General features: G+C 31.4%; 22 protein-coding genes and 1 riboswitch. Of the genes, 15 read left to right on the top strand and 7 right to left on the bottom strand.

The genetic code is table 11. The features are described 5' to 3' along the window. The first annotated feature begins 115 nt into the window (after nt 1-115). Both Q0975_RS22000 and Q0975_RS21995 read left to right on the top strand, forming a co-directional pair. Entirely contained in the window at nt 116-1105 is a 990-nt protein-coding gene (locus Q0975_RS22000) for a histidine kinase (protein ID WP_299440700.1), read from the top strand. Then, a complete protein-coding gene (locus Q0975_RS21995; protein WP_299440696.1) occupies nt 1102-1833 on the top strand; it encodes a LytTR family DNA-binding domain-containing protein in 732 nt (243 codons plus the stop codon). The genes Q0975_RS22000 and Q0975_RS21995 overlap by 4 nt, the downstream gene beginning before the upstream one ends. Before the next feature lie 22 nt (nt 1834-1855). On the opposite strand, the gene Q0975_RS21990 is transcribed toward Q0975_RS21995, so the two are convergent. Both Q0975_RS21990 and Q0975_RS21985 read right to left on the bottom strand, forming a co-directional pair. Next, nucleotides 1856-1987, bottom strand: coding sequence for a hypothetical protein (locus tag Q0975_RS21990; RefSeq protein WP_299440693.1), 132 nt, complete (start codon nt 1985-1987; stop codon nt 1856-1858). Nucleotides 1988-2163: 176 nt separating this feature from the next. Continuing rightward, nucleotides 2164-2748: a hypothetical protein gene (locus tag Q0975_RS21985; protein WP_299440690.1), complete on the bottom strand. Its 585-nt coding sequence runs from the start codon at nt 2746-2748 to the stop codon at nt 2164-2166. A gap of 227 nt (nt 2749-2975) precedes the next feature. Between Q0975_RS21985 and Q0975_RS21980 the strand changes: the two genes are divergently transcribed. Further along, nucleotides 2976-3851: an AraC family transcriptional regulator gene (locus Q0975_RS21980; protein WP_299440687.1), complete on the top strand. Its 876-nt coding sequence runs from the start codon at nt 2976-2978 to the stop codon at nt 3849-3851. Here Q0975_RS21980 and Q0975_RS21975 read toward each other — a convergent pair. Beyond that, nucleotides 3848-4468, bottom strand: a complete 621-nt coding sequence (locus Q0975_RS21975) for an L-threonylcarbamoyladenylate synthase (RefSeq protein WP_299440684.1) — start codon at nt 4466-4468, stop codon at nt 3848-3850. The two genes, Q0975_RS21980 and Q0975_RS21975, sit on opposite strands and share 4 nt — an antisense overlap. Before the next feature lie 205 nt (nt 4469-4673). Here Q0975_RS21975 and Q0975_RS21970 point away from each other — a divergent pair, with 205 nt between their 5' ends. The 6 genes from Q0975_RS21970 to Q0975_RS21945 all read left to right on the top strand — a co-directional run bounded on the left by Q0975_RS21970 (nt 4674) and on the right by Q0975_RS21945 (nt 12282). Next, nucleotides 4674-6032 (top strand): DEAD/DEAH box helicase, encoded by a 1359-nt coding sequence (locus Q0975_RS21970; RefSeq protein WP_299440681.1) that lies wholly within the window; start codon nt 4674-4676, stop codon nt 6030-6032. Between the two features lie 74 nt (nt 6033-6106). Beyond that, on the top strand, nt 6107-7438 hold the full coding sequence (locus Q0975_RS21965) for a hypothetical protein (RefSeq protein ID WP_299440678.1): 1332 nt from the start codon (nt 6107-6109) through the stop codon (nt 7436-7438). Next, nucleotides 7438-7995, top strand: a complete 558-nt coding sequence (locus tag Q0975_RS21960) for a metal-dependent hydrolase (protein WP_299440675.1) — start codon at nt 7438-7440, stop codon at nt 7993-7995. Before Q0975_RS21965 ends, Q0975_RS21960 begins: the two co-directional genes overlap by 1 nt. Then, complete coding sequence (gene bla, locus Q0975_RS21955) at nt 7952-8737, top strand: subclass B1 metallo-beta-lactamase (protein WP_299440672.1); 786 nt, start codon at nt 7952-7954, stop codon at nt 8735-8737. The genes Q0975_RS21960 and bla overlap by 44 nt, the downstream gene beginning before the upstream one ends. 3 nt (nt 8738-8740) lie before the next feature. Next, complete coding sequence (locus Q0975_RS21950) at nt 8741-10516, top strand: ABC transporter ATP-binding protein (protein ID WP_299440669.1); 1776 nt, start codon at nt 8741-8743, stop codon at nt 10514-10516. Nucleotides 10517-10932: 416 nt separating this feature from the next. Continuing rightward, nucleotides 10933-12282 carry a DUF3179 domain-containing protein gene (locus tag Q0975_RS21945; RefSeq protein ID WP_299440666.1) on the top strand — a complete coding sequence of 450 codons (1350 nt, stop codon included), beginning with the start codon at nt 10933-10935 and terminating at the stop codon, nt 12280-12282. A 73-nt stretch (nt 12283-12355) separates the two neighbouring features. On the opposite strand, the gene metE is transcribed toward Q0975_RS21945, so the two are convergent. After that, the gene (gene metE, locus Q0975_RS21940; protein WP_299440664.1) at nt 12356-14674 is read right to left on the bottom strand and encodes a 5-methyltetrahydropteroyltriglutamate--homocysteine S-methyltransferase; all 2319 of its coding nucleotides are present in this window, start codon (nt 14672-14674) and stop codon (nt 12356-12358) included. Between the two features lie 177 nt (nt 14675-14851). Then, a riboswitch (cobalamin riboswitch) is annotated at nt 14852-15039 on the bottom strand. Nucleotides 15040-15194: 155 nt separating this feature from the next. Here metE and Q0975_RS21935 point away from each other — a divergent pair. Further along, complete coding sequence (locus tag Q0975_RS21935) at nt 15195-15434, top strand: CDGSH iron-sulfur domain-containing protein (RefSeq protein ID WP_299440661.1); 240 nt, start codon at nt 15195-15197, stop codon at nt 15432-15434. A 173-nt stretch (nt 15435-15607) separates the two neighbouring features. Here Q0975_RS21935 and Q0975_RS21930 read toward each other — a convergent pair whose 3' ends face one another. Continuing rightward, nucleotides 15608-16930: a serine hydrolase domain-containing protein gene (locus Q0975_RS21930; RefSeq protein ID WP_299440658.1), complete on the bottom strand. Its 1323-nt coding sequence runs from the start codon at nt 16928-16930 to the stop codon at nt 15608-15610. A gap of 245 nt (nt 16931-17175) precedes the next feature. Beyond that, entirely contained in the window at nt 17176-17595 is a 420-nt protein-coding gene (locus tag Q0975_RS21925) for a MotA/TolQ/ExbB proton channel family protein (protein ID WP_299440656.1), read from the bottom strand. Nucleotides 17596-17797: 202 nt separating this feature from the next. On the opposite strand from Q0975_RS21925, the gene Q0975_RS21920 reads away from it, so the two are divergent. From Q0975_RS21920 to Q0975_RS21910, 3 genes are all read left to right on the top strand, one after another. Beyond that, nucleotides 17798-18886 carry a histidine kinase gene (locus Q0975_RS21920; protein ID WP_299440653.1) on the top strand — a complete coding sequence of 363 codons (1089 nt, stop codon included), beginning with the start codon at nt 17798-17800 and terminating at the stop codon, nt 18884-18886. Further along, nucleotides 18876-19586 (top strand): LytTR family DNA-binding domain-containing protein, encoded by a 711-nt coding sequence (locus Q0975_RS21915; protein ID WP_299440651.1) that lies wholly within the window; start codon nt 18876-18878, stop codon nt 19584-19586. Before Q0975_RS21920 ends, Q0975_RS21915 begins: the two co-directional genes overlap by 11 nt. A 147-nt stretch (nt 19587-19733) precedes the next feature. Next, on the top strand, nt 19734-20207 hold the full coding sequence (locus Q0975_RS21910) for a hypothetical protein (protein ID WP_299440649.1): 474 nt from the start codon (nt 19734-19736) through the stop codon (nt 20205-20207). 58 nt (nt 20208-20265) lie between these two features. On the opposite strand, the gene lpdA is transcribed toward Q0975_RS21910, so the two are convergent. Next, nucleotides 20266-21672 (bottom strand): dihydrolipoyl dehydrogenase, encoded by a 1407-nt coding sequence (lpdA, locus tag Q0975_RS21905; RefSeq protein ID WP_299440646.1) that lies wholly within the window; start codon nt 21670-21672, stop codon nt 20266-20268. 248 nt (nt 21673-21920) lie between these two features. On the opposite strand from lpdA, the gene Q0975_RS21900 reads away from it, so the two are divergent. After that, nucleotides 21921-23486 (top strand): hypothetical protein, encoded by a 1566-nt coding sequence (locus tag Q0975_RS21900; protein ID WP_299440643.1) that lies wholly within the window; start codon nt 21921-21923, stop codon nt 23484-23486. Between the two features lie 28 nt (nt 23487-23514). Then, nucleotides 23515-23817, top strand: a complete 303-nt coding sequence (locus Q0975_RS21895) for a hypothetical protein (RefSeq protein ID WP_299440640.1) — start codon at nt 23515-23517, stop codon at nt 23815-23817.

Raw genomic sequence — 23817 nt, 5'->3', positions numbered from 1 at the left:
CAAAAATTTTCAGATTTTAGTTTTTTAGATTATAACCATCATAATGACGCAGCACTCTCCTTTAAAAAGTTTTTTTTCTAACAGGGCAATTAAACACATTCTTTACTGGATAGGATTGATTATATTTTTTGGAATTACTTGGGGTACATATGATAACGATTATGTTCGTTCATTTACTATTCAAACTTTTGGTTTACCCGCAAGAATGATCTTAGTGTATGTTTCTATCTATCTTTTATTACCATTTTTTTTAATCAAGCGAAAATTCATTGCTTTTATCATTTCTTATATAGTATTACTACTAATTACAAGTATTTGTATCCAAAGACCAATCATATTCTTTTATGTAGAACCCAATTATTTTCCTAATTGGCATAGTGAAGGCTATTTTACAATTACTGAATTAATGAACACTATTCTGGATGTTAACATAGCTGCAGTCATCCCTTTGGGATATAGTTTCTTTAAATTTTATTACAATTCTCAACAAAGAGCCTTAGAACTTGAAAAAGAAAAAATTGAAGCCGAACTTATACAACTACGTAATCAAGTACATCCTCATTTTTTGTTTAATACTCTAAATAATCTATATGCTTTAATTATAAAAAAGTCTAGTACTGCAGAGATTGCTGTTCTTAAACTTTCTAAATTAATGCGTTATATGCTATATGAAGCTAATGTTCCTAAAGTATCATTAAAGAAAGAAATAGAGTATCTAAAAAATTATGTGGATCTTGAAAAATTAAGATTTGATACTACGGTAGATATTAGTTTCAATTCAGAATTAGATAAGGATTATCAAATATCTCCTTTTTTACTTATTCCATTTGTAGAAAATGCATTTAAACATGGTACTTCTTTATCAAAAAAATCCTGGATCGTTGTTAATATATTTGCCAAAGAAAATAATCTAGTAATGCAGGTAGAAAATGCCAAGTTAACTGATAGCAAGCAACAACAGGAATTAATTGGCGGTATTGGTTTTAATAATGTAAAAAAAAGATTACATCTTCTGTATCCTGATAAACATTCGCTACATATAGAAGATAATGAACTATCATATGAAGTTATTTTGAAATTAAACCTAACTAAAATATCCACATGAATAGTACAATTAAATGTTTAATTGTTGATGATGAGCCGTTAGCCAGAGAAATCATTGAAAATTATATTTCCAGGATCAATCACCTAGAACTTATAGCATCTTGTGCGAATGCTTTGGAAGCCTTTAATATTATAGCAGATAACAATATAGATTTAATTTTTCTGGATATTCAAATGCCTGAGTTAACCGGAATTGATTTTTTAAAAGACCTTACTCCTGCTCCTAAAGTTATTTTCACAACAGCGTATAGCGATTATGCAGTAGATGCTTTTAATCTAGAAGCTATTGATTATTTATTAAAACCTATAGAGTTTTCAAGGTTCTTGAAATCAATTAACAAAACTTTACATCTTTTAAAAACTACATCTAATAAAATAATATCACCGATTAGTAATAGTAACGACACTGATTATCGCGATGTATTTATATATCTAAAGGTTGAGAAAAAAATGCAAAAGATATTTTTAAAAGATATTCTTTATATAGAAAGTTTAAAAAATTATATAAAAGTAAAAACTGCGGATCGAGAAATAATTGCTTATAAAAGCATCAGTAGTATCGAAAATATTCTTCCTAGCGCACGATTTTTAAGAGTGCATAGATCCTTTATTATTGGAATAGATTATATCGATGTGTTTTCTACTACAGAAATTGAAATAAAAGGAATAAAAATTCCTATAGGTCGAAACTACAAAACATCAGTCAAAGAAATACTTGGCTACTTTTAAAACAAGAAGAAATACTTTGCTCCTATCCGTTTAAAAATTCGTCTGTTTCCAAAGAAAACTCTTCTATTTCTAAAGAAAACTCTTCCGTTGAGTTTGAAAAAGAAACTATAAAAACTGCCACTACTACTAGATAAATTTCTGTTATTCTATTCATAATTAAAACTTTTATTGATTCACTTGATACTATAAAAATACTTTAAAAGCAGTTCAATAAAAACAGCTATATTGATCGATATCTATCCTATTTTAACTCAAAAAAATATTTGTAAAAATAAAAAAAGCAGCATGGTTAGTGCTGCTTTTCAAGTGGTTGAGTTAATAATGAAACAATTAAATACTAACTTTCTTTATAAACGTTCTATCTTTTAATGAGAAATATAACTTATACTCTCCTTTAGGCATTTTAGAAAAATCATATGTTCTTTTTAACACTGTTTCCTCATTACCTATTATTTCCTCCAATAATCTAAACTCACTATCATAAATAGTTAGATTAAGGGGTGACTTTTCCATATTATTAAATAGTACTTTAATAATATTGTTTTCTGCTTGAACCAAAGGTTTAAATACTGTTACCGATGAAGTATCTATTAAAGAAACTCCCTTGTCATTCTTTAATAAAGGGGTTACTTTTATTTCATACTCAGATTCTGTTTCTACAAAATACACACCTTCCGGAACATTATTAAGGTTAAAATACTTCTGATAAGTTGGTGTCGCCTCTAATGTTACATTAAATAATATTTCGCCGTAATAATCCTTAAGGAATAATTTTTCTCCTTTTACAACTTCTGTCAATGATACATTAACCATTGATGAATTAGTGATTTCAACTGAAACTCTTCCTGCAGCATTAGCAATATTACTTGTGATAATTACTAGTGTAATCAGGCATAGGTTAATTACTCTTCTCATAACTTAGGTTTTTGTTGTTGTTAATATTTTACTCTGCAAATATAGCGTAGGTATCATATCCAGAAATACAACTATATTTGCATATATATGTTCTATTTTAACCCTGAAATATACTTTAAAACCACAGTAAAGTTAATTTAACATACAATTTAAAATATTTCACATTTAATTAACGTTGGATATGTATTATATTTACAAAATTAGCGTATGGAGAAAATTCCCCTAAAATGAAGAAAAGCATTAAACCATCTTTAGAAAAAATAGTTCCAGAATTCGGTAGTTCATTTTATTACGAGAATTTCTCTCAAGAGAAAATGAACAAAGCCCCTATTTGGCACTACCATCCCGAAATCGAAATTGTATATGTTAATGGAGGTACTGGAAAGAGACAAATAGGTAGTCATATGTCTTATTACAGAAATGGAGCCTTAATCCTTATCGGTTCTAATTTACCTCATCGCGGTTTTACAGATAGTTTAACACTAAACAAAAGTGAAACCATTATACAAATGCTACCAGAATTTCTAGGTAATTCTTTTTTTAATATCCCTGAAATGAGTGGAATCAATCAACTATTAGAACAGGCTAAAAAAGGCATTGTATTTCATGGAAATACTAAACGTAGAATTGGAGCTCGGATAGAAGCTCTGGCTATGCTAGATCCTTTTGATAGATTACTAGGTATATTACAAGTTTTTAAAGAAATGCAACAAACTAACGATTATTCGCTTCTTAATGCAGAAGGTTTCATAATAGAAACATCATTACAAGACAATAATCGTATCAATCTTATTTTTAATTTTGTTCAAGAAGAATTCACCAGACAAATTCCACTAGAAGAGATTGCAGATAAAGTAAGTATGAGCGTTCCAGGATTCTGTAGATACTTCAAAAAAAACACCGGAAAAACCTTTATTCAATTTGTAAATGAATATAGATTAGTACACGCAGCAAAATTATTACACGAGAAACAAACAAGTATTACCGATATCTGTTATGAAAGTGGTTTTAGTAATTTTTCACATTTTAATAAACTCTTCAAACAATTTTCAGGAAAAACACCAAGTACGTACAGAAATGAATTGAAATATATAGTTTCTTAGATAATATCTATTGCTCCTTTTCCTTCTCGAATGAGAACTGGTTCTCCGCTTGTAAGGTCAATTACAGTAGAAGCCATATTATCTCCATAACCACCATCAATAACAATATCCACTAACTTATCCCATTTTTCGAGGATTAATTCTGGATCCGTTGTATATTCTATAACCTCATCTTCATCATAAATCGATGTGGATACAATAGGGTTTCCTAAATTTTCTACAATTGCTTTACAAATATTATTATCAGGAACTCTAATTCCAACTGTTTTCTTCTTCTTAAATACCGTTGGTAAATTATTACTCCCAGGTAATATAAAGGTATAAGGACCGGGCAACGTTCTTTTTAATAGTTTAAATGTGCTATTATCTATTTGCTTAACATAATCAGATAAATTACTAAGATCACTGCATATAAATGAGAAATTCGCCTTAGCAAGCTTCACTCCTTTAATATGTGCAACACGCTCTAGAGCCCTATTATTAGTAATATCACAACCTAAACCATAAACTGTATCAGTAGGATAAATTACCAATCCCCCATTACGCAAACAATCTACTACTTGCTGTATTTCGCGAGGATTAGGATTTTCATTATATAGTTTTACCAGTTCAGCCATACTGTTTTTAAGTGTGATAAATATACGGTTTTATACTAAATCCTTATCTTAAAACATTTGTATTTATCATGTATTAGACTATCTCTATTTAAAATTGAATACTAACATCTTAGTCTATTTTTTTAGATTTAAAATATTATATTATCGATGTATTCGCAATTTTTGGGATCAAATAAATTACTTTCGCATATAAAATACTTTTAAAGTGACTTTTAGAGATCTAAATTTAAGTACACAACTCCTCAATGCATTAGATGATCTGGGGTTCGAAATACCAACACCAATACAGGAACAAGCTTTCTCCACAGTAATGTCTGGAAAAGATGTTGTTGGTATAGCGCAAACAGGAACTGGTAAAACATATGCATATATGTTGCCTATACTGCGAATGTTAAAATATTCTGTGCAACAAAATCCGAGAATTTTAGTGTTAGTTCCTACTCGGGAATTGGTAGTTCAGGTAGTAGATGAGATTGAAAAATTATCTACTTACATTAACCTTCGAGTAACAGGAGTATACGGTGGAACTAATATCAATACACAAAAGCAAGCAGTTTCTGAAGGGATTGATATCGTAGTAGCTACGCCTGGACGTTTATATGATTTAGCAGTTAGTAGAGCCTTACAACTTAAATCAATTCAAAAAATAGTGATTGATGAAGTAGATGTAATGCTGGATCTTGGGTTTAGACATCAATTGATGAATATTTTTGATATACTTCCCCAACAACGTCAAAATATCATGTTCTCTGCTACCATGACAGATGAAGTTGACCTGATGATCTCAGAAATATTTAGAAATCCAACGAGAATATCTGTCGCAAAAAGTGGTACACCTTTGGATAATATTCAACAATTTGGTTATAAAGTGCCTAATTTCTATACCAAGGTGAATCTATTAGAGCATTTACTTTCTGATAAAGAAACCTATCACAAAACCCTCATATTTGTTGGATATAAAAAAATTGCAGACCGCCTATTTGAAGCTTTAGAGGCAAACTATAAAGAAGAAATTTGCATCATACATTCTAATAAAACTCAAAATTACCGATTAAGAAGTATTGAGCAGTTTAGAAAAGGAGAAAATAGAATCCTAATTGCAACCGATGTAATGGCAAGAGGATTGGATATAGAAAATGTAAGTCAAGTAATAAATCTAGACACTCCAGAATACCCGGAAAACTACATGCACAGAATCGGTAGAACCGGTCGAGCTGAGAAAGAAGGTGTTTCTTTTGTTCTTACTACAGAAAAAGAGCAAGAATATCTAGAGGCCATCGAAGGCTTAATGGAAATGACGATAGAACAATTGGATCTGCCGGATAATGTCGAAATATCGGAAAAACTAACCCCGGAAGAACAACCAAAAGTTAAAGAAATATATAATCCTCATAAACGACCTAATGATGACGAAGTTGGTCCCGCCTTTCATGAAAAATCAGCAAAAAACAGTAAAGTAAACCTAGGAGGAAAATATCAACGTGAGATAAAAAAGAAATATAAAAAACCAAAGACTAAGGGTGACAAAACCTATAATCTAAAGAATAAGAAAAAGAAGAAATAGTCTGTTTTTATAATGATACAATTTATAAATCATTAGATAAGCAAAATTGCATTATAGTAAATCGTTCAAACTATATGACCAATATACAAAACAACAATGGTGAAAGTAACAACCAACCTCTGATTAAAACTAAATCAAATAATTGGTTACAACGACTTAAAGATGAAAGTTGGGAAGCAGAATTATTAGTCTCTGCAATTGCTATATTCGGAACGTTTCAATTATTTAAAGTGATTAATTGGGTTACGAATATGTTTATTGATTGGTTAGCTCCAGAACAATATTTAGTTGGTTATTTCATCTCTTTTATGGGACTTTTAGCAGTAAGCATCCTAGTATCCATGTTTGTTATTCATTTTTTACTAAGAGCTTATTGGATCGGTTTGGTGGGTTTAAACTCTGTATTTCCTGATTACAGTCTAAAAGATAGTGTGTATTCTGAAATTTATACCAAAAGAATATTGGCTATTTTACCGAAGTTAAAAGATTCAATACAAAAGATTGATGATTTATGTAGTGTAACATTTTCTGCTGCTTTTGCGATACTACTCATCTATTCATATTTAGCGATACTCGCTACTTTATATTTGTTTCTATATAACTTTTTAGTAAAATTTATACCTTCCAGTATTGCTTTACTTCCAGCCTTAGTTGCAATTTTTTTAGCATTTTTTCAATCCATTTTTGTAATGGTTGCCAGTCTCAAAAAATATAAACAAAATGAAAAAATGCAAATATGGCTTTTCAAAATTGTAAAACTGACTTCCATAGTAGTATTAGGCCCTCTCTATAAGTATTTATTACAGATAACGATGAGTTTTGCTTCTAATTTTAAACAAAACAAAGCATTAATACGATACGTGATCTTGTTCCTGTTATCTGGAGTTTTTGTCGCCTCATATCAAATATCTAATACAAATATTTTGTATCTGGCTAAAACAAACCATTATTTCGATAGTACAAAAACCTTCGCAGGTTATTATGAAACAGAAAATGATAATATTGATTTTTTATTAAATCCAGAAATTAAATCTGATATCATAGAAAAGAAAATAATTAAATTGTTTATTCCAATATTTGAACATGAAAGAATACTAAGAAAAAATATTTGTACTCCTTTTGAAAATAATGATTCAGCATCCAAAGAAGAAAATAATTTAAATAGTAAAATCAGTTACCTAGATTGTTATCACGTCTATAATGAAATCTTTTTAGACAATACAAAACTTACTCCAAAGTATCGAAAATATTACCACCCTCGAACAAATCAATTTGGTATTTTAACTTATATAAAATTATCCGAAATTAAAGAAGGTGAGCATATGATCAAGATTAAAAAAAACTACGCTGATAAAGAGCAAAACTCAGAATGGAATATCCCTTTCCAATACATAACAAATAACTAATGGCCTCGTTATTTGGACATGCATTAACCGCTTACGCTTTAGGAAAAAGTTTCAGCAAAGAGATTACCTCTTCTAAATTCTGGATTTTAGGCATTACATGCGCTATACTTCCGGATGCAGATGTTATTAGTTTTGCATTTGGTATTCCTTACGAAAGTTTTTGGGGACATCGTGGGTTTTCACACTCTTTAGTATTTGCTTTATTGCTTGGTATTTTTATTACAATGTTATTTTACAATAAAAAACTAATCTCTAAAACCGGAGTACTTCTTATCTTATATTTCACCCTTTGTACTGCTTCTCATGGTATATTGGATGCAATGACCTCTGGAGGACTAGGGATTGCCTTCTTCTCCCCTTTTGATAATACAAGATATTTCTTTCCATGGAGACCGATTCAGGTTTCGCCAATTGGTGCTAGTAAATTCTTTAGTATTTGGGGCATTAAAGTATTGTTAAGTGAATTGATCTGGATCGGAATTCCAAGTAGTATTTATATCTTAGCAACTCGTTATGTCAAAAAGCGTAATAACCAATCCATCAAAGAAAAAGAATAATCCAGCTAAACTAGTACTGATTATAGTCTGCGTATTATTTCTTAGTTCCTGTAAAAATAAATCTAGCCAGGAAAATATTCATATTTCTGAAAATCTACAACTAGTCAAACTAAATACTCATAGCTATATTCATGTTTCATACATTACACTGAAAAATGGAGCTAAATTTCCTTGTAATGGATTTGTATATATAAACAATAATGAAGGATATATTTTTGATAGTCCTGCAAATGACAAGGCTACTGTCGAATTAATTGATTGGTTCCAAGGTGAGCAAAAAATCAATATAAAAGGTGTTGTTTTTAATCATTTTCATGACGATTGTATCAAAGGAATTGAAATTTTTAAAGAAAACGGAATTCCATCCATAGCCAGTAATCTTACCGAAAAACGTATGATCCAAGAAGGATCATACGTACCAGATCAAACTTTTGATAATTATTTAGAATTAAAACTAGGTGAAAAAACAATTATTAACTCGTTCTTTGGAGAAGCACATAGCAACGACAATATCACATCCTATTTTCCTCAAGATAAAATTCTGTTTGGAGGATGTATGATTAAGAGTCTAAATGCTAAAAAAGGCAACCTTGCTGACGCCAATATATCAGAATGGTCCAATACTGTTTCTAAAATTAAAAAAGCATATTCTGATGTAGAAATTGTAATTCCCGGACACGGTGATCTGGGAGATCAGAATCTATTAGAGTATACTATCAATCTTTTTAAAGCTGAAGATTAAACTATGAGAGAATTTCAACATAATAATACATCCAAAAATAATAAGAAATCGAAAGTAACAATTCTGCAAGCTTTTAAAACTATTATTTGGCCAAGGCGTGGTTTGGTTTTTATTGGACTTATCTTAATTTTTTTTAATAGAGTTGCCGGTCTGGTTTTACCTTGGAAAAGTAAAACTTTATTAGATGATGTAGTACCAAGTAAAGATATGGGACAATTGTATGAACTACTAATCATTGTAGGGTCTGCAATATTAATCCAGGCAACTACGTCATTTTTATTAACCCGAGTCTTAAGTGTACAAGCGCAATTTTTAATTTCTGAACTTAGAGCACAAGTACAGAAAAAAGTGTTGACATTACCCATCAGTTTTTTTGATAACACAAAATCAGGAAGCTTGGTTTCCAGAATCATGAGTGATGTAGAAGGTGTTCGTAATTTGATAGGAACTGGATTGGTTCAACTAGTAGGTGGCATATTTACTGCTATTGTATCCGTGGTTTTATTAGTGGAGATCAATGGATGGATGACACTTTTTGTTCTTATTCCTATAACTTTATTTGGTATTGTAGCACTAAAAGCATTCAAATATATCCGTCCAATTTTTAGAGTAAGAGGAGAAATTAATGCTGAAGTAAAAGGGAGATTAACGGAAACACTCGCTGGAGTTAGAGTGATTAAAGGATTTGGTGCAGAAGAACAAGAAAGTAAAGTTTTTGAAGAAGGTGTAGATCGTTTGTTTCAGAATGTAAAAAAGAGTTTAACCGCTACAGCTTTAATGACTAGTTCCTCTACCTTTTTATTAGCGGGTATTGCCACAACAGGAATTATGGGGATTGGTGGATATTATATGATGGAAGGAACTATGACGGCTGGTCAATTTTTGTCCTTCACCATGTATTTAGCATTTATGATTGCACCAATCGTACAAATGAGTAATATTGGTAGTCAACTTACTGAAGCTTTAGCTGGACTTGACCGAACCGAAGAATTAATGAATATGGATCCTGAGGAAGATCCTGAGAATCGAACCATACAATTAGAAAACATTAAAGGAGATATCATCTTCGATGATGTATCTTTTGCATATGAAGAAGGAAAAGAAGTGTTACATAACATAAGTTTTAGAGCAGCTTCTGGAACTGTTACCGCTTTAGTAGGAAGTTCTGGTTCTGGTAAATCTACGATTGCCGGATTATCTGCTACATTTCTCAATCCTAAATCTGGTCTAATCACTATTGATAGCCACGATATATCAAAAGTAAATCTAGGCAGTTATCGCCGTAATCTGGGAGTAGTTCTACAAGATGAATTCTTATTTGAAGGTACTATCAAAGCAAATATCCTATTCCCTAGACCTAATGCTACAGAAGAACAATTGCAGCGGGCAGTAAAAGCTGCATATGTGAATGAATTTACGGATCGTTTTGATGATGGATTGGATACCTTGATCGGAGAACGTGGTGTAAAACTATCAGGAGGACAAAGGCAGCGTATTGCCATTGCAAGAGCTATTCTTGCTGATCCAAAAATTATCATTCTGGATGAAGCCACATCGAATCTTGATACAGAAAGTGAAGCTTTAATTCAAAAAAGTTTAGGTGAATTAATGAAAGGACGTACTACTTTTGTCATAGCACATAGATTAAGTACTATCAAAAAAGCTGATCAGATTTTAGTCATTGAATCAGGTAATATTGCGGAAAGAGGAACCCATGAGGAACTGATCGCTTCAGAAGGCAGATATTTTGATCTGTACACCTATCAAGCAAGGATATAAAACATTAGGAGTATATAATCTAATTCTTGATTCTGATACTGGTAAAATTCAGAAACGTTTTGTAAAGCAATAACAGAACTAATAGAAACCAATTAAAAGTAAGTCAAATATTTTCAAAGGCTTAAATTATCTTAATCGAGTATTATAATTTCTACAAAAAAACACTTTATACAATGAGAATTACCGTTTACACATAAGGTAGCAATCGAACATCAAACTGTATATACATTATTTCAGAGCAGTTATTATCTAAATTTTTTAGAACATAATTGTCAACCTAAAGCACGTTGGAAAATAATTTCTAGCGTGCTTTTTTTATGAATTCTATTTTAGAAAAATCATAATCCTACAATTTTACACTATCAATTTTGTCGGGATTTTCGATTTATGACGACCTATTTAAAAAACCAAAATCCTTGTATAGATTTTTAATCAACATATTCATCATATTCTTTATTGGCTCAATACACGGGCAAAAACAAGATCATGAATACTTTTTAGATTTATTTAATTCAACAAATCTTGAAGTTCATGAAAGTGCTTTAAAACATATTGAAACCAACTGGTCAGAAAGCTTTGAAATTTTAGCAATAGAATCTCTTTATTTTCTAAACCAACCATTAAGTACTTTGAAGCTATTCAATATTTTAAGTAAAAAAAGTGGTAAACAGTATGGATATGATTTTAATAAATGGTATCAATATGTGTGGAATAAAAAGCCCGCATACACTGATGATTATTACGAATTCAAAGCTGCATTACATAAATCTATAGATAGTCGGTTTCACACATATTTCCTCAATCGTAAAAACTTATCTACCATCCGATTAGATGAAGTCCGATGGGGAGGTGTTATACAAGATGGGATTCCACCACTTAGAAACCCTAAAATGATTAGCGCAAATAATGCCAACTATCTTGACGACAATGATATCGTTTTCGGGATTTCGATTAATGGAGATATTAGAGCATATCCAAAACGAATTCTGGCTTGGCATGAAATGTTCACAGATACAGTTGGAGGTATTCCTGTTGCTGGCGTATATTGTACACTTTGCGGAACTGTTATTTTATACAAAACCGAAAAAGATGGTATCAAATATCAATTAGGAACTAGTGGATTTCTATATCGATCAAACAAATTAATGTATGATCAAAAAACACAGTCTCTCTGGAATACCCTTTGGGGAAAACCTGTAATCGGTCCATTGATAGGAAAAGGAATAGAGCTAGAATATTTAAGTGTTGTTACTACAACTTGGGGAGCTTGGAAAAAATTACATCCTAACACTACTGTTCTATCATTACAAACAGGTCATGACAGAGATTACGGAGAAGGTATTGCCTATCAAGACTATTTTGCTACAGATAAATTAATGTTTTCTATACCTAAAAAAGATAAACGATTAAAGAATAAACAGGAAATATTAGCTATTAGACTACCATCTGAAACTGATGAAAACATTGCCATTTCTTCTAAATTCCTTAAAAAAAACAGCATTTACACAGGTGAAATTAACAATAAAAACTTCACAGTGTTTACTGACAAAAGTGGGGCTCATAGAACTTATTTCACCTTGACAACTCAATTCATCTCCTATGATAAACAATCTACTGCTACTGATCAGAATGGGAATATATGGACACTCTACGAAAACCGTTTAGAAAATAACACAACCAAAGAAGTCCTACGACGCCTGCCAACACATAATGCTTTTTGGTTTGGATACAAAGCCGCTTTCCCTGACACGAAATTGATTAAATAGCAATAAATAAGATGACCTCGTATTACAGAGGTCATCTTCAGTTTAAGTATATATAATTAAGTTGGCTAAATAATTAAACTACTTGTAATAGTTCTTTTCTTAATTGTCTTGCTGCCATAACCATGGTTTCAAGGGCTTTTTTAGTTTCTTCCCATTTACGGGTTTTTAATCCACAATCGGGATTTATCCATAACTGTTCTTCGTTAATATACTTTTGTGCCTTATCAATCAATGCAACTATTTCTTCTTTGGTAGGAATTCTGGGAGCATGAATGTCATAAACTCCTGGTCCTATTTCGTTAGGGTATTTGAAATCTGCAAAAGCATCTAATAGCTCCATTTGTGACCTAGAACATTCAATCGTAATAACATCTGCATCCATATCGGCAATATGACTAATAATATCATTAAATTCAGAATAACACATATGTGTATGTATTTGTGTTTGATTAGCTACTACACTTGAAGATATTCTGAAGGATTCTATTGCCCATTCCAAATAATTGTTCCAATCTTTATGTTTTAATGGTAACCCTTCCCTTAATGCAGGTTCATCAATTTGAATAATTTTAATACCATTATCCTCTAAGTCCTTTACCTCATCTCTAATGGCCAACGCAATTTCTTTGCAAGTAATAGATCTAGGTTGATCATCTCTTACAAAAGACCATTGTAAAATAGTGACCGGTCCAGTAAGCATTCCTTTCACCAATTTGGAGGTTAATGACTGTGCAAATACTGTCCAATCAATCGTCATTGGACCAGGTCTTTTTATACTGCCATATATAATTGGTGGTTTTACACATCTGGATCCGTAACTCTGAACCCAACCAAATTTGGTAAAAGCAAAACCATCTAGTCTTTCTCCAAAATATTCAACCATGTCATTACGCTCAAACTCTCCATGAACTAAAACATCCAATCCTATTTCCTCCTGCCATAGAATCGTCTTTTCGATTTCTTGTTTTAAAAATTGATCATACTCCTCTTTAGAAACATCGCCTTTTTTATATCTATACCTCCAATTTCTAACTGTTTTTGTTTGAGGAAAAGATCCTATGGTAGTCGTAGGAAAAAGAGGTAACCCTAAATCTTCACGTTGTACTTCTTTACGGAGCTTAAACGAATTCTCTCTTACTATATCTTTTTCTGAAATAACAGCTACTCTTTCTTTTACTTCTGGATTATGAATACGTTTTGAATTACTCCTATTAAAATGAGAGGCTATATTTTTTTCTAACGTATCTAATACCATACCTTCTTTATCCAAAACAACAAGCCGTTTTAACGCTACAACTTCATCTAATTTTTGTTTTGCAAAAGATAACCAGTCAATAATTTCAGATGGAAGGTTTGCATTCTGTTCTTCCATCTCTAAGTCACAAGGAGCATGAAGAAGAGAGCATGAAGGCGCTATCATTATAGTATTCTCTTTTCTTTTTGCTATTGCCTTATAAATATACTCTAAGGATTTTTGATAATTATTCTTCCATATATTCCTTCCATCTACGACTCCTAAAGATAGTTGTATTCGTTTAGGAATACTTTCCAGTACAGTATCTAACTGTTCTGGGCATCTCACTACATCTATATGAATTGCATCAATAAGTAATTCATCAGTTATCAATTCCAAATTATCTTGGATACCTTCAAAATAGGTAGCTACTAGTATTTTTAAATCAGGAAAAGTACTTTTTAATTTAAGATAAGTTTCTTTATACACTTCTTTTTCTTGTGCAGTAAGATCTAACGCCAAAAATGGTTCATCAAACTGAATCCATTGTGCTCCTAAATCAACTAATTTTTTAGTGAGTTCTATATAAACAGCTAATAACTTATCTATTAATTCTATCTTGTTAAAACCTTCCTCTTTTTCCTTTCCTAATAACAGATAAGATATAGGACCTATTAAAACCGGTTTTGTCTGTATTCCCAGCTCCCTTGCTTCATAAAACTCATCGATTACTTTTGTAGAAAACAACTGAAACTCTTGATCTTTATAAAACTCTGGAACAATATAATGGTAGTTGGTATCAAACCATTTAGTCATTTCCATTGCAGTAATATCGTGTTCGTCTTTTTGATATCCTCTAGCCATTGCAAAATATAGCTCCATCCGATTAAGATTTTTCGCTAACAAACTTTGATATCTTTTGGGGATTGCTCCAACCGTCAATGACATATCCAAGACTTGGTCATAAAACGAAAAATCATTAGATGGTATTAAATCTATACCAGCATTTTTCTGCAATAACCAATTTTCTTGCCTAATGTTTTTACCTACTTGAAGTAGGTTTTTGTAAGATGTTTTTCCAGACCAATACTGTTCTGAAACTTTTTTCAACTCTCTTTTACTACCAATACGCGGGTAGCCTAGATTGTGTGTAAGCATAACTTTAAAACTTTTAAAAATTAATATTAATTTTTAAAGTTCTTTTGATAAATCAGTATGCTAAAAAGAACGAAGGATTAGTAGTAGAAAGATGTATATATAGAAGTATTCACTAAAATAGTTAAACAACTATATCAATGTGCATCAAACTTAACCTAAGCTTCAATTCGCGAAAGCATAGACAATTCAATAGTAGGCAGGTCTCCTGACTTATAACATTTTCATCATCCTTCCCGTTTAATAAATGACAGTGGATATTATTGATAAAAACTATATGGTTACTTACAGTTGCGCGACAGTTCGTGATTCTCACACGATTCCCTATTAATTCACAATTAAGCAAAACCTATATTGATTGATCTAGAATTTTATGTAAAGAACTTTTTCTAGTATAAAAGTACTTCAAATAATTAGATAGTCACCTTAAAAGGATGCTAAAAGAACATTATTAATCATTCTTAATTTAAAACCAGTCTTAACTCAGGATTTAATAATTTTAGAAGATAAATATCTAAAAATCATGGAGAATAATATTAGAGGCGGTGACGCTCCAATAGCTTGTCAGTTAGAAACAGATAAAAATTATGCCTGGTGCACTTGCGGCCATAGTGCTGATCAACCTTTTTGTAATGGTACTCATAAAAAAGAAGGAGGAACGAATCCTTTAATTTTTAGTACCGAAGAAGCTAAAGAAGCTTATTTATGTACATGCAAGCAAACAAGTAATCCGCCATATTGCGATGGTTCTCATAAGAATTAATAAAGAAGCTGTCCGAAAAGCACAATATTTACAATACTGTCACATTGAACAGAGTCGAAATGTACTAAAAACCAAAGGTAGTTATTTCTCGACTCTAGCTTGTCCATAGCAAAGTCGAAGGGCTCGAAATGACAAAGAAATCTACTTTTTAGACAGCCTTTTTATTCAATATTTTATTTTCTAATAAACGTTGCTTTATTCCCATTTAACTCTAAAATCATTTTGTTTTCAGTGGGATGAAAATTTAACAAAGCTCCTGCTCGATCAGATTTAAATCCATCTTTTGTATATCCAACCAACGGGAATGTAGGACCATCTTTTGCATCAGCAATTAGTACTGTATCTTTTTTTGTAATAGTAATCTGAAAAGGAAATGACTCGCTCGTGTAAATTCCTAAATAAAGGTCTAATGCTTCAGTTTTTAATTCTATCGGTCCATCAAACTTTGGAAGTTTATACTCTTTATCATAATAACTCTTTAGTACATTAACGATACAATTATTTGGAGACATTACAACTCCGTTTCCCATATACGAAATAGTAATTTTATCCTCTGGGACATACAATGTAAGTGATTGAAATCCATCTATACCTCCATTATGGCCATAAGCCTGTTTATCAAAAAAGGTTTCACCTCCTAACCCAATTCCCATTCCTGTAGAAGTATCCATCATTTTTTCTAAAGAAGCTTTAGACACTAATTTTCCAGAAAATAAACTAGTATAGAAGCTATTTAATTCTGTTGGAGTAGAAACTATCGATCCTGCACCGATAGGAACACTCATATCCGTTTGATTTTCTACTAGTTTCCATTTCGAGTTTTCTCTAACATATGATAATGCTTCGTTATCTTTTGTATTTATTTTTTTACCATACCCTGTTCTTTTTAAACCTAAAGGTTTTATAATTCTTGATTCTAAAATTTCAGCATAAGTTTTACCTTCAATTTCTTCGGCTATATAAGAAAGTAGTAAATAGTTAGTATTAGAATATGTCGTTTTCTCATCAGGTTGAAAATCAACTTTTCTTTTTACTATTCTATCCATCATTTGTTTTCGAGTATTCGGAACCAACATCCATTTCATAAAATTTTCATCTTCGGTTAGATTAAACAAACCACTGCGATGACGTAGCATATGCTCTATAGTAATCTTATTAGCATTAGATACTTCCGGAAAATAGTCACTTAACAAAGTCTCTAAGCTTAATTTCTTTTCATCTACTAATTGCATAATCATAGTCGCAGTAAAAGTTTTGGTAATAGAACCTATTCTATACTTAGTCTTTTCATTTGCCTTAATGGTATTTTCTAGATCTAGATAGCCGATAGAATTTTTATAAACTTGTTTCCCTTCTTTATAAATAGAAATGCTTCCCATCCCTTGATTATTAGCTTCTAACAAAGTAAACAAACTATCTATCTTTGTTTTATTAAATGTTTGTGCGGTAATAGTATAGCTAATTAAAAAAGCTATACATGTTATATTTTTTATCATGTTCTTGATTTTTATGCAATCAAACTAAAGCATAGCTTGCAGTCTGAGATGTGAATACACCTATTGAATTTCCATTATCCATTTTTAGGATAAGAAAGAAACAATACCGATTGATTGATTAGTACTAATTGATGAATGACCTTGCTTTTTTATGGTCTTTAAAAAAAAGTAATTGTAATATGAAATAACTTATTTCTTTATATTAATACAGATATAGACACACCGTTAGTATTAGAATCTGTGAATTATTCGGTTTCTTTACCGATCCAAGTGAAAATAATTGTTGCAACTCTTGATATTACAAAAACAAGACAACCAAACATAGTGGGTAACGCAGAAACCTTAAGTCCACCTGCTAATCGTGCTGTAGAAATTTCTCCTAAAAACTCAATAGTATCCAATGCTTGTACCAAACCAAGTAGTTGACCTAGAACTCCCCATACCAGTATCATTAGACCAATAGAATTAATTATTTTAATATATTTAATTGGAAGGTTTTTTCCTTTTTTCAAAATTAAAACATTCCTGATAATTAAGAAAAACACCAAAAACAGCGTTGCCAATATAGGTAACATAAAAAACAATCCTCCGTCATGTAACAAATGAACTGTATGAGCGATAAATGAATGACTTTCTTCTGATTGATTAATAATTAGTGATATCATAGTATATATTTTGCGAATTAAACGTATTCAAAACTACTATCTAAAGTTCTCAGAATATTTTTTTTTCGCTCATTGACAGGATTCAAGGAACTTATAACTTAATCTATACCGCTTACGGAAATATTCTGTAGACATTGCTAAAAAGAGTCCTAATTCCGTTATTCATCCAAAAATAAGGTTTGAAAAACAAAAATTACGGATATTGTACGCTAATATGATTTCTAGAGATTTTATCCTTAAAAAAATTGCCAAACTACTATTGCACATCATCTTTTGGGTAGCTGTGTTATTATGTTATAGTTATTTTTTTGGTCATAATACAGAAAACATCAACTATGTTTTTTCTTTCTCTCTATTTCTAATGCCAGTGACTATTGGCACTACTTATACAGTTACCGAAGTCATAATTCCAAAATACTTAATCAAAGAAAAATATCTTCTATTCATACTATACTGTTTGTATACGATTATCATTTCTGCTTTCTTTATTGTCATTTCGTTCTTTTATGGATTGATCTTTTTATCATCTCTTAAGTATGAAGGAATGGCCCCAATGACTAGAAGTCCCTTATTCCCTTTTATTGCAGTTTATTTCGTTGTTTTTATTGCCAGTGCTTTGAGTCTAGCGCAACATAATTACAAATCTACTTCCGATAACCAAGAACTTAAAAACAGAATTTTAGAAGCCCAATTAAAGCTCAAAGAACAGGAGTTAAATTACCTAAAGATGCAAATACATCCACACTTTTTATTTAATACTTTAAACACTTTATATGGTTTTGCTTTAAAGAAATCAGAAGATACTCCAGAAATGATATTGAAACTATCTAATCTATTAGATTACCTCTTGTATCAATCAGATAAGCCATTAGTCTCTTTACAAGAAGAAATAAATCATATTGAAGACTATGTGGCATTAGAAAAAATGCGTTTTAGTGATGTTCTTGATATCTCTTTAGATTTTGAAAACATAACTAACACAACTCAAGTAGCGCCTATGCTATTAATTCCTTTTGTAGAAAATAGTTTTAAACACGGACAAATTATCAATCAAAAATTATCGATACACATGTACTTAAAATGTATCGATAATGAAATTCATTTTTCTATAAAAAACTCTGTTCACACCTTTACAGAAAAAGATAAAAACGGAATTGGGTTAAGTAATATAAAAAAACGATTGTCATTAGTATATAAGGATGATCACGAACTTAAAATTTCGAAAGATCAAAACTGGTATACTGTAGAGTTAATACTAAAGAACCTAAAAATTACTACTAATGAGTTTTAAAATATCATGTATCATAGTAGATGATGAACCTACTGCAAGAGATATTATTGCAGATCATTTAGCAAAAATCGATCGTATCGAAATTGTAGCTACTTGTAATAATGCATTAGAGGCTTTTAACCACATTAATTCCCAAAAAATAGATCTTATATTTCTGGATATCAATATGCCAGAAATATCTGGAATTTCTTTTGCGAAATCCATTAATAAGGAGATCAAAATCATATTCACCACAGCATATAGAGAATATGCAATTGATGGGTTTGACCTACACGCAGTAGATTATTTATTAAAACCTATTTCTTTTGAACGTCTTCTGAACGCAGTAAATAATTACTTTGAAATACATCATAAAGTTTCACCTGCAAAAACTAAGGAAGCAACACTGAATGATTTTATTTTTGTAAGATCAGATCGAAGAATGAAAAAAGTAGATTTTTCAGAAATAATTTATGTGGAGAGTTATAATGATTATCTCAAGATTCATTGTGATAATGCTACAATTGTAACAAGAGAAACCATCAGTAATATTGAAGCGAAGTTACCCGTTCAGCAGTTTATGAGAACGCATCGTTCCTTTATTATTTCTATAAAAAGAATAGATTCGTTTTCTAATGAAGAGCTCGTATTACATAATAAATCCATTCCTATTAGTAGAAATTATAAGAGTGAAGTATTGGCTAGACTAGAAAGCATATAATTCTCAAGTACTAATTTTCTTTTCATGTCTTCTTTAATTTTATCCGATTCAAAATGGATATAATCGGTTTAGAAAAACACAACTAGATTTTTTGTGCAACACATTTTAAAGGCATTAGTCTTTAGGGAAATCTTAAAACCTATATACATGAAAAATCTAATTTTACTTTTATTTACTGTTGCTGTCTTTTGTTCATCTTGTAATAACGATGATGAAAGTATTCCGATAGAAGAGTTTACAATTGAAGAAGCAAATAACTCAGGAATTAGTGGTTCTATTTTTTTTACAAGATCTTCATCTTCATTATCAGATGATATCTTTCTAATTAGTGTGCAACTTACTGGTGCTGAGTTAGAAGGATCTTACACAGCCAATATCTATAATAGTTCACTATCAAATGGCGGTGATATCGCATTTTCACTTGACAACTTTTATAATTTAGAAAATTCTAATTTAATGGTAAGTTCAACTCATTATCACTCATCAAATCAAATAATTATTGAAGATGAAGTTTTAAACTATCAAGAATTAATTGTTTTCGATGGCCATATTAAAATTTTTAATAATGATGATGAATCTATTGTAGTTGCTGAAGGTAATATAGGTAGTAATGCGCAATAAAGAACACAAAAAAAAGCGAGCTATATGCTCGCTTTTTTTATAACTACTATTTGTATGATTATACGTGTAACGGTCTATTGTCCGTAGCTGCTAATGCCGCTTCTTTTATAGCTTCAGTAAAGGTAGGATGTGCATGAGACATTCTACTAATATCTTCAGCAGATGCTCTAAACTCCATAGCAGTAACTGCTTCAGCGATTAAATCTGCACAACGGGCTCCAATCATATGAACTCCTAAAACTTCATCCGTTGTTTCGTCTGCAAGAATTTTCACAAAACCATCTAAGTCTGCACTTGCTCTCGATCTACCTAATGCTCTAAAAGGAAACTGTCCTGATTTATACTTAACTCCAGCTTCTTTCAATTCTTCTTCGGTTTTACCCACTGCAGCGACTTCTGGCCAAGTGTACACTACACCAGGAATCAAGTTATAATCGATATGTGGTTTTTGTCCTGCTAATGTTTCTGCTACAAAAACACCTTCTTCTTCCGCTTTATGAGCTAACATCGCTCCTTTTATTACATCACCAATAGCGTAAATATTACTAACAGAGGTTTGTAAATGATCATTTACCTCTACCTGTCCTCTATCTGTAAGCTTTACTCCCGATGCTTCTATGTTTAATCCGTCCGTAAATGGACGACGTCCTACAGAAACCAAGCAGTAATCTCCTTTAAACTCTACAGGGTTTCCTTTTTTATCATCAGCAGTAACTGTTACTTCCTTAGCAGTAGCTTTTACTCCAGTCACTTTATGAGATGTATAAAACTTAACACCTTGTTTTTTCATCACCTTTTGTAGTTCTCTGGATAAAGCTTTATCCATTCCTGGAATAATTCTATCCATATACTCTACTACAGAAACCTCAGCGCCCAGACGACGATATACTTGTCCTAATTCTAATCCGATAACACCACCACCTATAATAACCATATGTTTAGGTATTTCTTTCAGCTTTAATGCTTCTGTAGAAGTAATGACTCTTTTCTTATCTATAGTGATAAAAGGTAATGAAGAAGGTTTAGATCCTGTGGCAATAATGATATTCTTAGCTTCAATAGTTTCTACTGAACTATCTGACTTGGCAATATTCACGTGTGTGGAATCTTTAAAAGAACCAACACCTTCATATCGCTCTATCTTATTCTTTTTCATTAAAAAATCAATACCACCAGTTGTCTGGTCCACCACTGCTTGCTTACGTGCAATCATTTTTTCAAGATTGATCTTTACATCTCCTGGAATCTCAATTCCGTGATCTGCAAAATGCTTTACAGCGTGCTCATAATGGTGAGAAGAATCTAATAATGCTTTACTAGGAATACATCCTACGTTAAGACAAGTTCCTCCAAGTGTAGAATATTTTTCGATTATTGCAGTTTTCATACCTAGTTGTGCGCAACGGATAGCTGCAACATATCCACCAGGTCCTGAGCCAATTACGGCTACATCATATGTACTCATAAGAGATTATTATGTTGACGTATTAAAATATAAATGTTTAAATAGTTCTTATTCTGAAAATAAGATGAACAAATGTACAAATGTTTTACTTCTTACAGAAGGGATGATCTTGTCAAATTTTTATTAAAAAAGCAATATTAGTACTGATTAAAAAGTTATACATTTAGTCCTTTGATATACTTTCAAAAAATTCATGTTTTTTTGATCAAGTTTATCTAACAAATTTTAACAAAAATAGAAATTAAATAATGCGTTATTTATCTACTCTGCTCTTACTTGCCATTATCATTTTATGGAGTTCTTGTCGCAAAGATTTTGAATCTGATCCAAGTACAGGAAACCTACAATTCTCCACCGATACTTTGTTTTTAGACACAATATTTACCAATATTGGATCTAGTACCTATAGCTTTAAAGTATACAATAGAACAAGTGATGATTTTACAATTCCAAACATTGCTTTAGAACAAGGAGAAACATCTAGCTATCGATTAAATGTAGATGGTATTCCGGGAAAATCTTTCGAAAATATACAAGTACTTGCCAAAGACAGTATTTTTGTTTTTGTAGAAACGACTACGGATATTACGCAACAAACAGGAGACTTTGAATTTTTATATACGGATCGAATTCTTTTTGATCCTAATGGAAATCAACAAGATGTGGATTTAGTAACTCTGGTTAAAGACGCTGTATTTTTATTTCCTTCGAGAGATGAAAACGGAGTCGTAGAAACATTACTATTAGGAGAAGATGATAATATGGAAGAAATCCGAATTGAAGGATTTTTTCTAGAAGGCGATGAATTGAATTTCACTAACGAGAAACCCTATGTCATTTATGGCTTCGCAGCCATTCCATCTGGCGAGACATTAACTATCGATGCTGGTGCCAGAATTCATTTTCATGATGGATCAGGCATAATTGCTGCTAATAATGCTACTTTATTAGTTAATGGTGAAATCAGTACAGATCCTGAAGCACTAGAAAACGAAGTGATTTTCGAAAGTGATCGGTTAGAGCCTGGATTTAGCGATATCCCAGGTCAATGGGGATTGATTTGGCTTACCGCTGGTAGTACTGGTCATATGATCAATCATGCTACAATAAAAAATGCTACAGTAGGTGTATTAATGGATTCTAATGATGGAGGAGTCGATCCTACACTTACTATTACTAATTCACAAATTTATAACTCTTCCGCTTATGGTATATTAGCTCGTACCGCCAATATATCAGGAGAAAACCTGGTTATTAACAATGCTGGTATATCATCATTATATGCTTCTTTCGGAGGAACTTATAATTTTAACCACTGTACGTTTGCCAATTTTTGGGATACAAGCTTTAGAGATACTCCATCGGTTACCGTTGATAATCTATTTGTAGTAAGAGATGAAGGTGGTAACATTACAGAAATTCTAGCTACAGACCTTTTAGAAGCTAACTTTACGAATTGTATTATCTATGGAAATGAGAACCTGGAATTGGGAATCAATAGAGCTGAAGGTACCGTTTTTAATTATAACTTCCAGAACAGTTTAATTCGTTTTAATGATTTTAATGGACAGTTTGTGGATAATCCATTGTATGATTTTACAAATACGAATTTATACGAGAATACAATTTTCAATGAAGAACCAGACTTTAAAGATCCCTTTGATAATATGCTGAATATTGGAGAAGACTCTGCAGCAAATGGGCAGGCCTCCACTCCTACTTCAGGAAACGATATTCTTGGAACACCTAGAAATAGTGCAGCACCAGATATTGGAGCTTACGAAAGTGTAACTTTTGAAACTGATGGGAATTAAAAAGTATTTATTAAAAAAATAAACTAAAATGAAATCAATCACTTCCAAAAACAAAGAACTATATATTTTAGGAATCAGCTCGATCCTTATTACATTATTTCTCTTCTTTATCGATGAAGGTAATTATGATTTTAATTGGACAGCAGAACCTTTTGTTTGGGTAATTTTCTTAATATATGCAGTACCAATCTTTTTAGGTCAATTACTACTATCCAAAGTAGTGCTAAAAAATATCAGTCAAACCAGAAGGATTATTTTAAGTATTTTAATAGGTACTGCGATTGGAATGACGTTTACTATAGGGATTTTACTTATTGGATTTTTAAAATAA

The sequence above is a fragment of the uncultured Aquimarina sp. genome (assembly GCF_947500065.1).
GTDB lineage: Bacteria > Bacteroidota > Bacteroidia > Flavobacteriales > Flavobacteriaceae > Aquimarina.
Note: the sequence above shows the minus strand (reverse complement) of the source record. Positions and strands in the feature narration are given on the sequence as shown.

Bases quoted from the DNA above. Each gene is read 5' to 3' on its own strand.
- Q0975_RS21995 (WP_299440696.1), top strand. From the start codon at position 1,102: ATGAATAGTACAATTAAATGTTTAATTGTTGATGATGAGCCGTTAGCC.
- bla (WP_299440672.1), top strand. From the start codon at position 7,952: ATGTCAAAAAGCGTAATAACCAATCCATCAAAGAAAAAGAATAATCCA.
- Q0975_RS21990 (WP_299440693.1), bottom strand. From the start codon at position 1,987: ATGAATAGAATAACAGAAATTTATCTAGTAGTAGTGGCAGTTTTTATA.
- Q0975_RS21910 (WP_299440649.1), top strand. From the start codon at position 19,734: ATGAAAAATCTAATTTTACTTTTATTTACTGTTGCTGTCTTTTGTTCA.
- metE (WP_299440664.1), bottom strand. From the start codon at position 14,674: ATGCTTACACACAATCTAGGCTACCCGCGTATTGGTAGTAAAAGAGAG.
- Q0975_RS21935 (WP_299440661.1), top strand. From the start codon at position 15,195: ATGGAGAATAATATTAGAGGCGGTGACGCTCCAATAGCTTGTCAGTTA.
- Q0975_RS21960 (WP_299440675.1), top strand. From the start codon at position 7,438: ATGGCCTCGTTATTTGGACATGCATTAACCGCTTACGCTTTAGGAAAA.
- lpdA (WP_299440646.1), bottom strand. From the start codon at position 21,672: ATGAGTACATATGATGTAGCCGTAATTGGCTCAGGACCTGGTGGATAT.
- Q0975_RS21975 (WP_299440684.1), bottom strand. From the start codon at position 4,468: ATGGCTGAACTGGTAAAACTATATAATGAAAATCCTAATCCTCGCGAA.
- Q0975_RS21980 (WP_299440687.1), top strand. From the start codon at position 2,976: ATGAAGAAAAGCATTAAACCATCTTTAGAAAAAATAGTTCCAGAATTC.
- Q0975_RS21895 (WP_299440640.1), top strand. From the start codon at position 23,515: ATGAAATCAATCACTTCCAAAAACAAAGAACTATATATTTTAGGAATC.
- Q0975_RS21985 (WP_299440690.1), bottom strand. From the start codon at position 2,748: ATGAGAAGAGTAATTAACCTATGCCTGATTACACTAGTAATTATCACA.
- Q0975_RS21915 (WP_299440651.1), top strand. From the start codon at position 18,876: ATGAGTTTTAAAATATCATGTATCATAGTAGATGATGAACCTACTGCA.
- Q0975_RS21965 (WP_299440678.1), top strand. From the start codon at position 6,107: ATGACCAATATACAAAACAACAATGGTGAAAGTAACAACCAACCTCTG.
- Q0975_RS21900 (WP_299440643.1), top strand. From the start codon at position 21,921: ATGCGTTATTTATCTACTCTGCTCTTACTTGCCATTATCATTTTATGG.
- Q0975_RS21950 (WP_299440669.1), top strand. From the start codon at position 8,741: ATGAGAGAATTTCAACATAATAATACATCCAAAAATAATAAGAAATCG.
- Q0975_RS21930 (WP_299440658.1), bottom strand. From the start codon at position 16,930: ATGATAAAAAATATAACATGTATAGCTTTTTTAATTAGCTATACTATT.
- Q0975_RS21925 (WP_299440656.1), bottom strand. From the start codon at position 17,595: ATGATATCACTAATTATTAATCAATCAGAAGAAAGTCATTCATTTATC.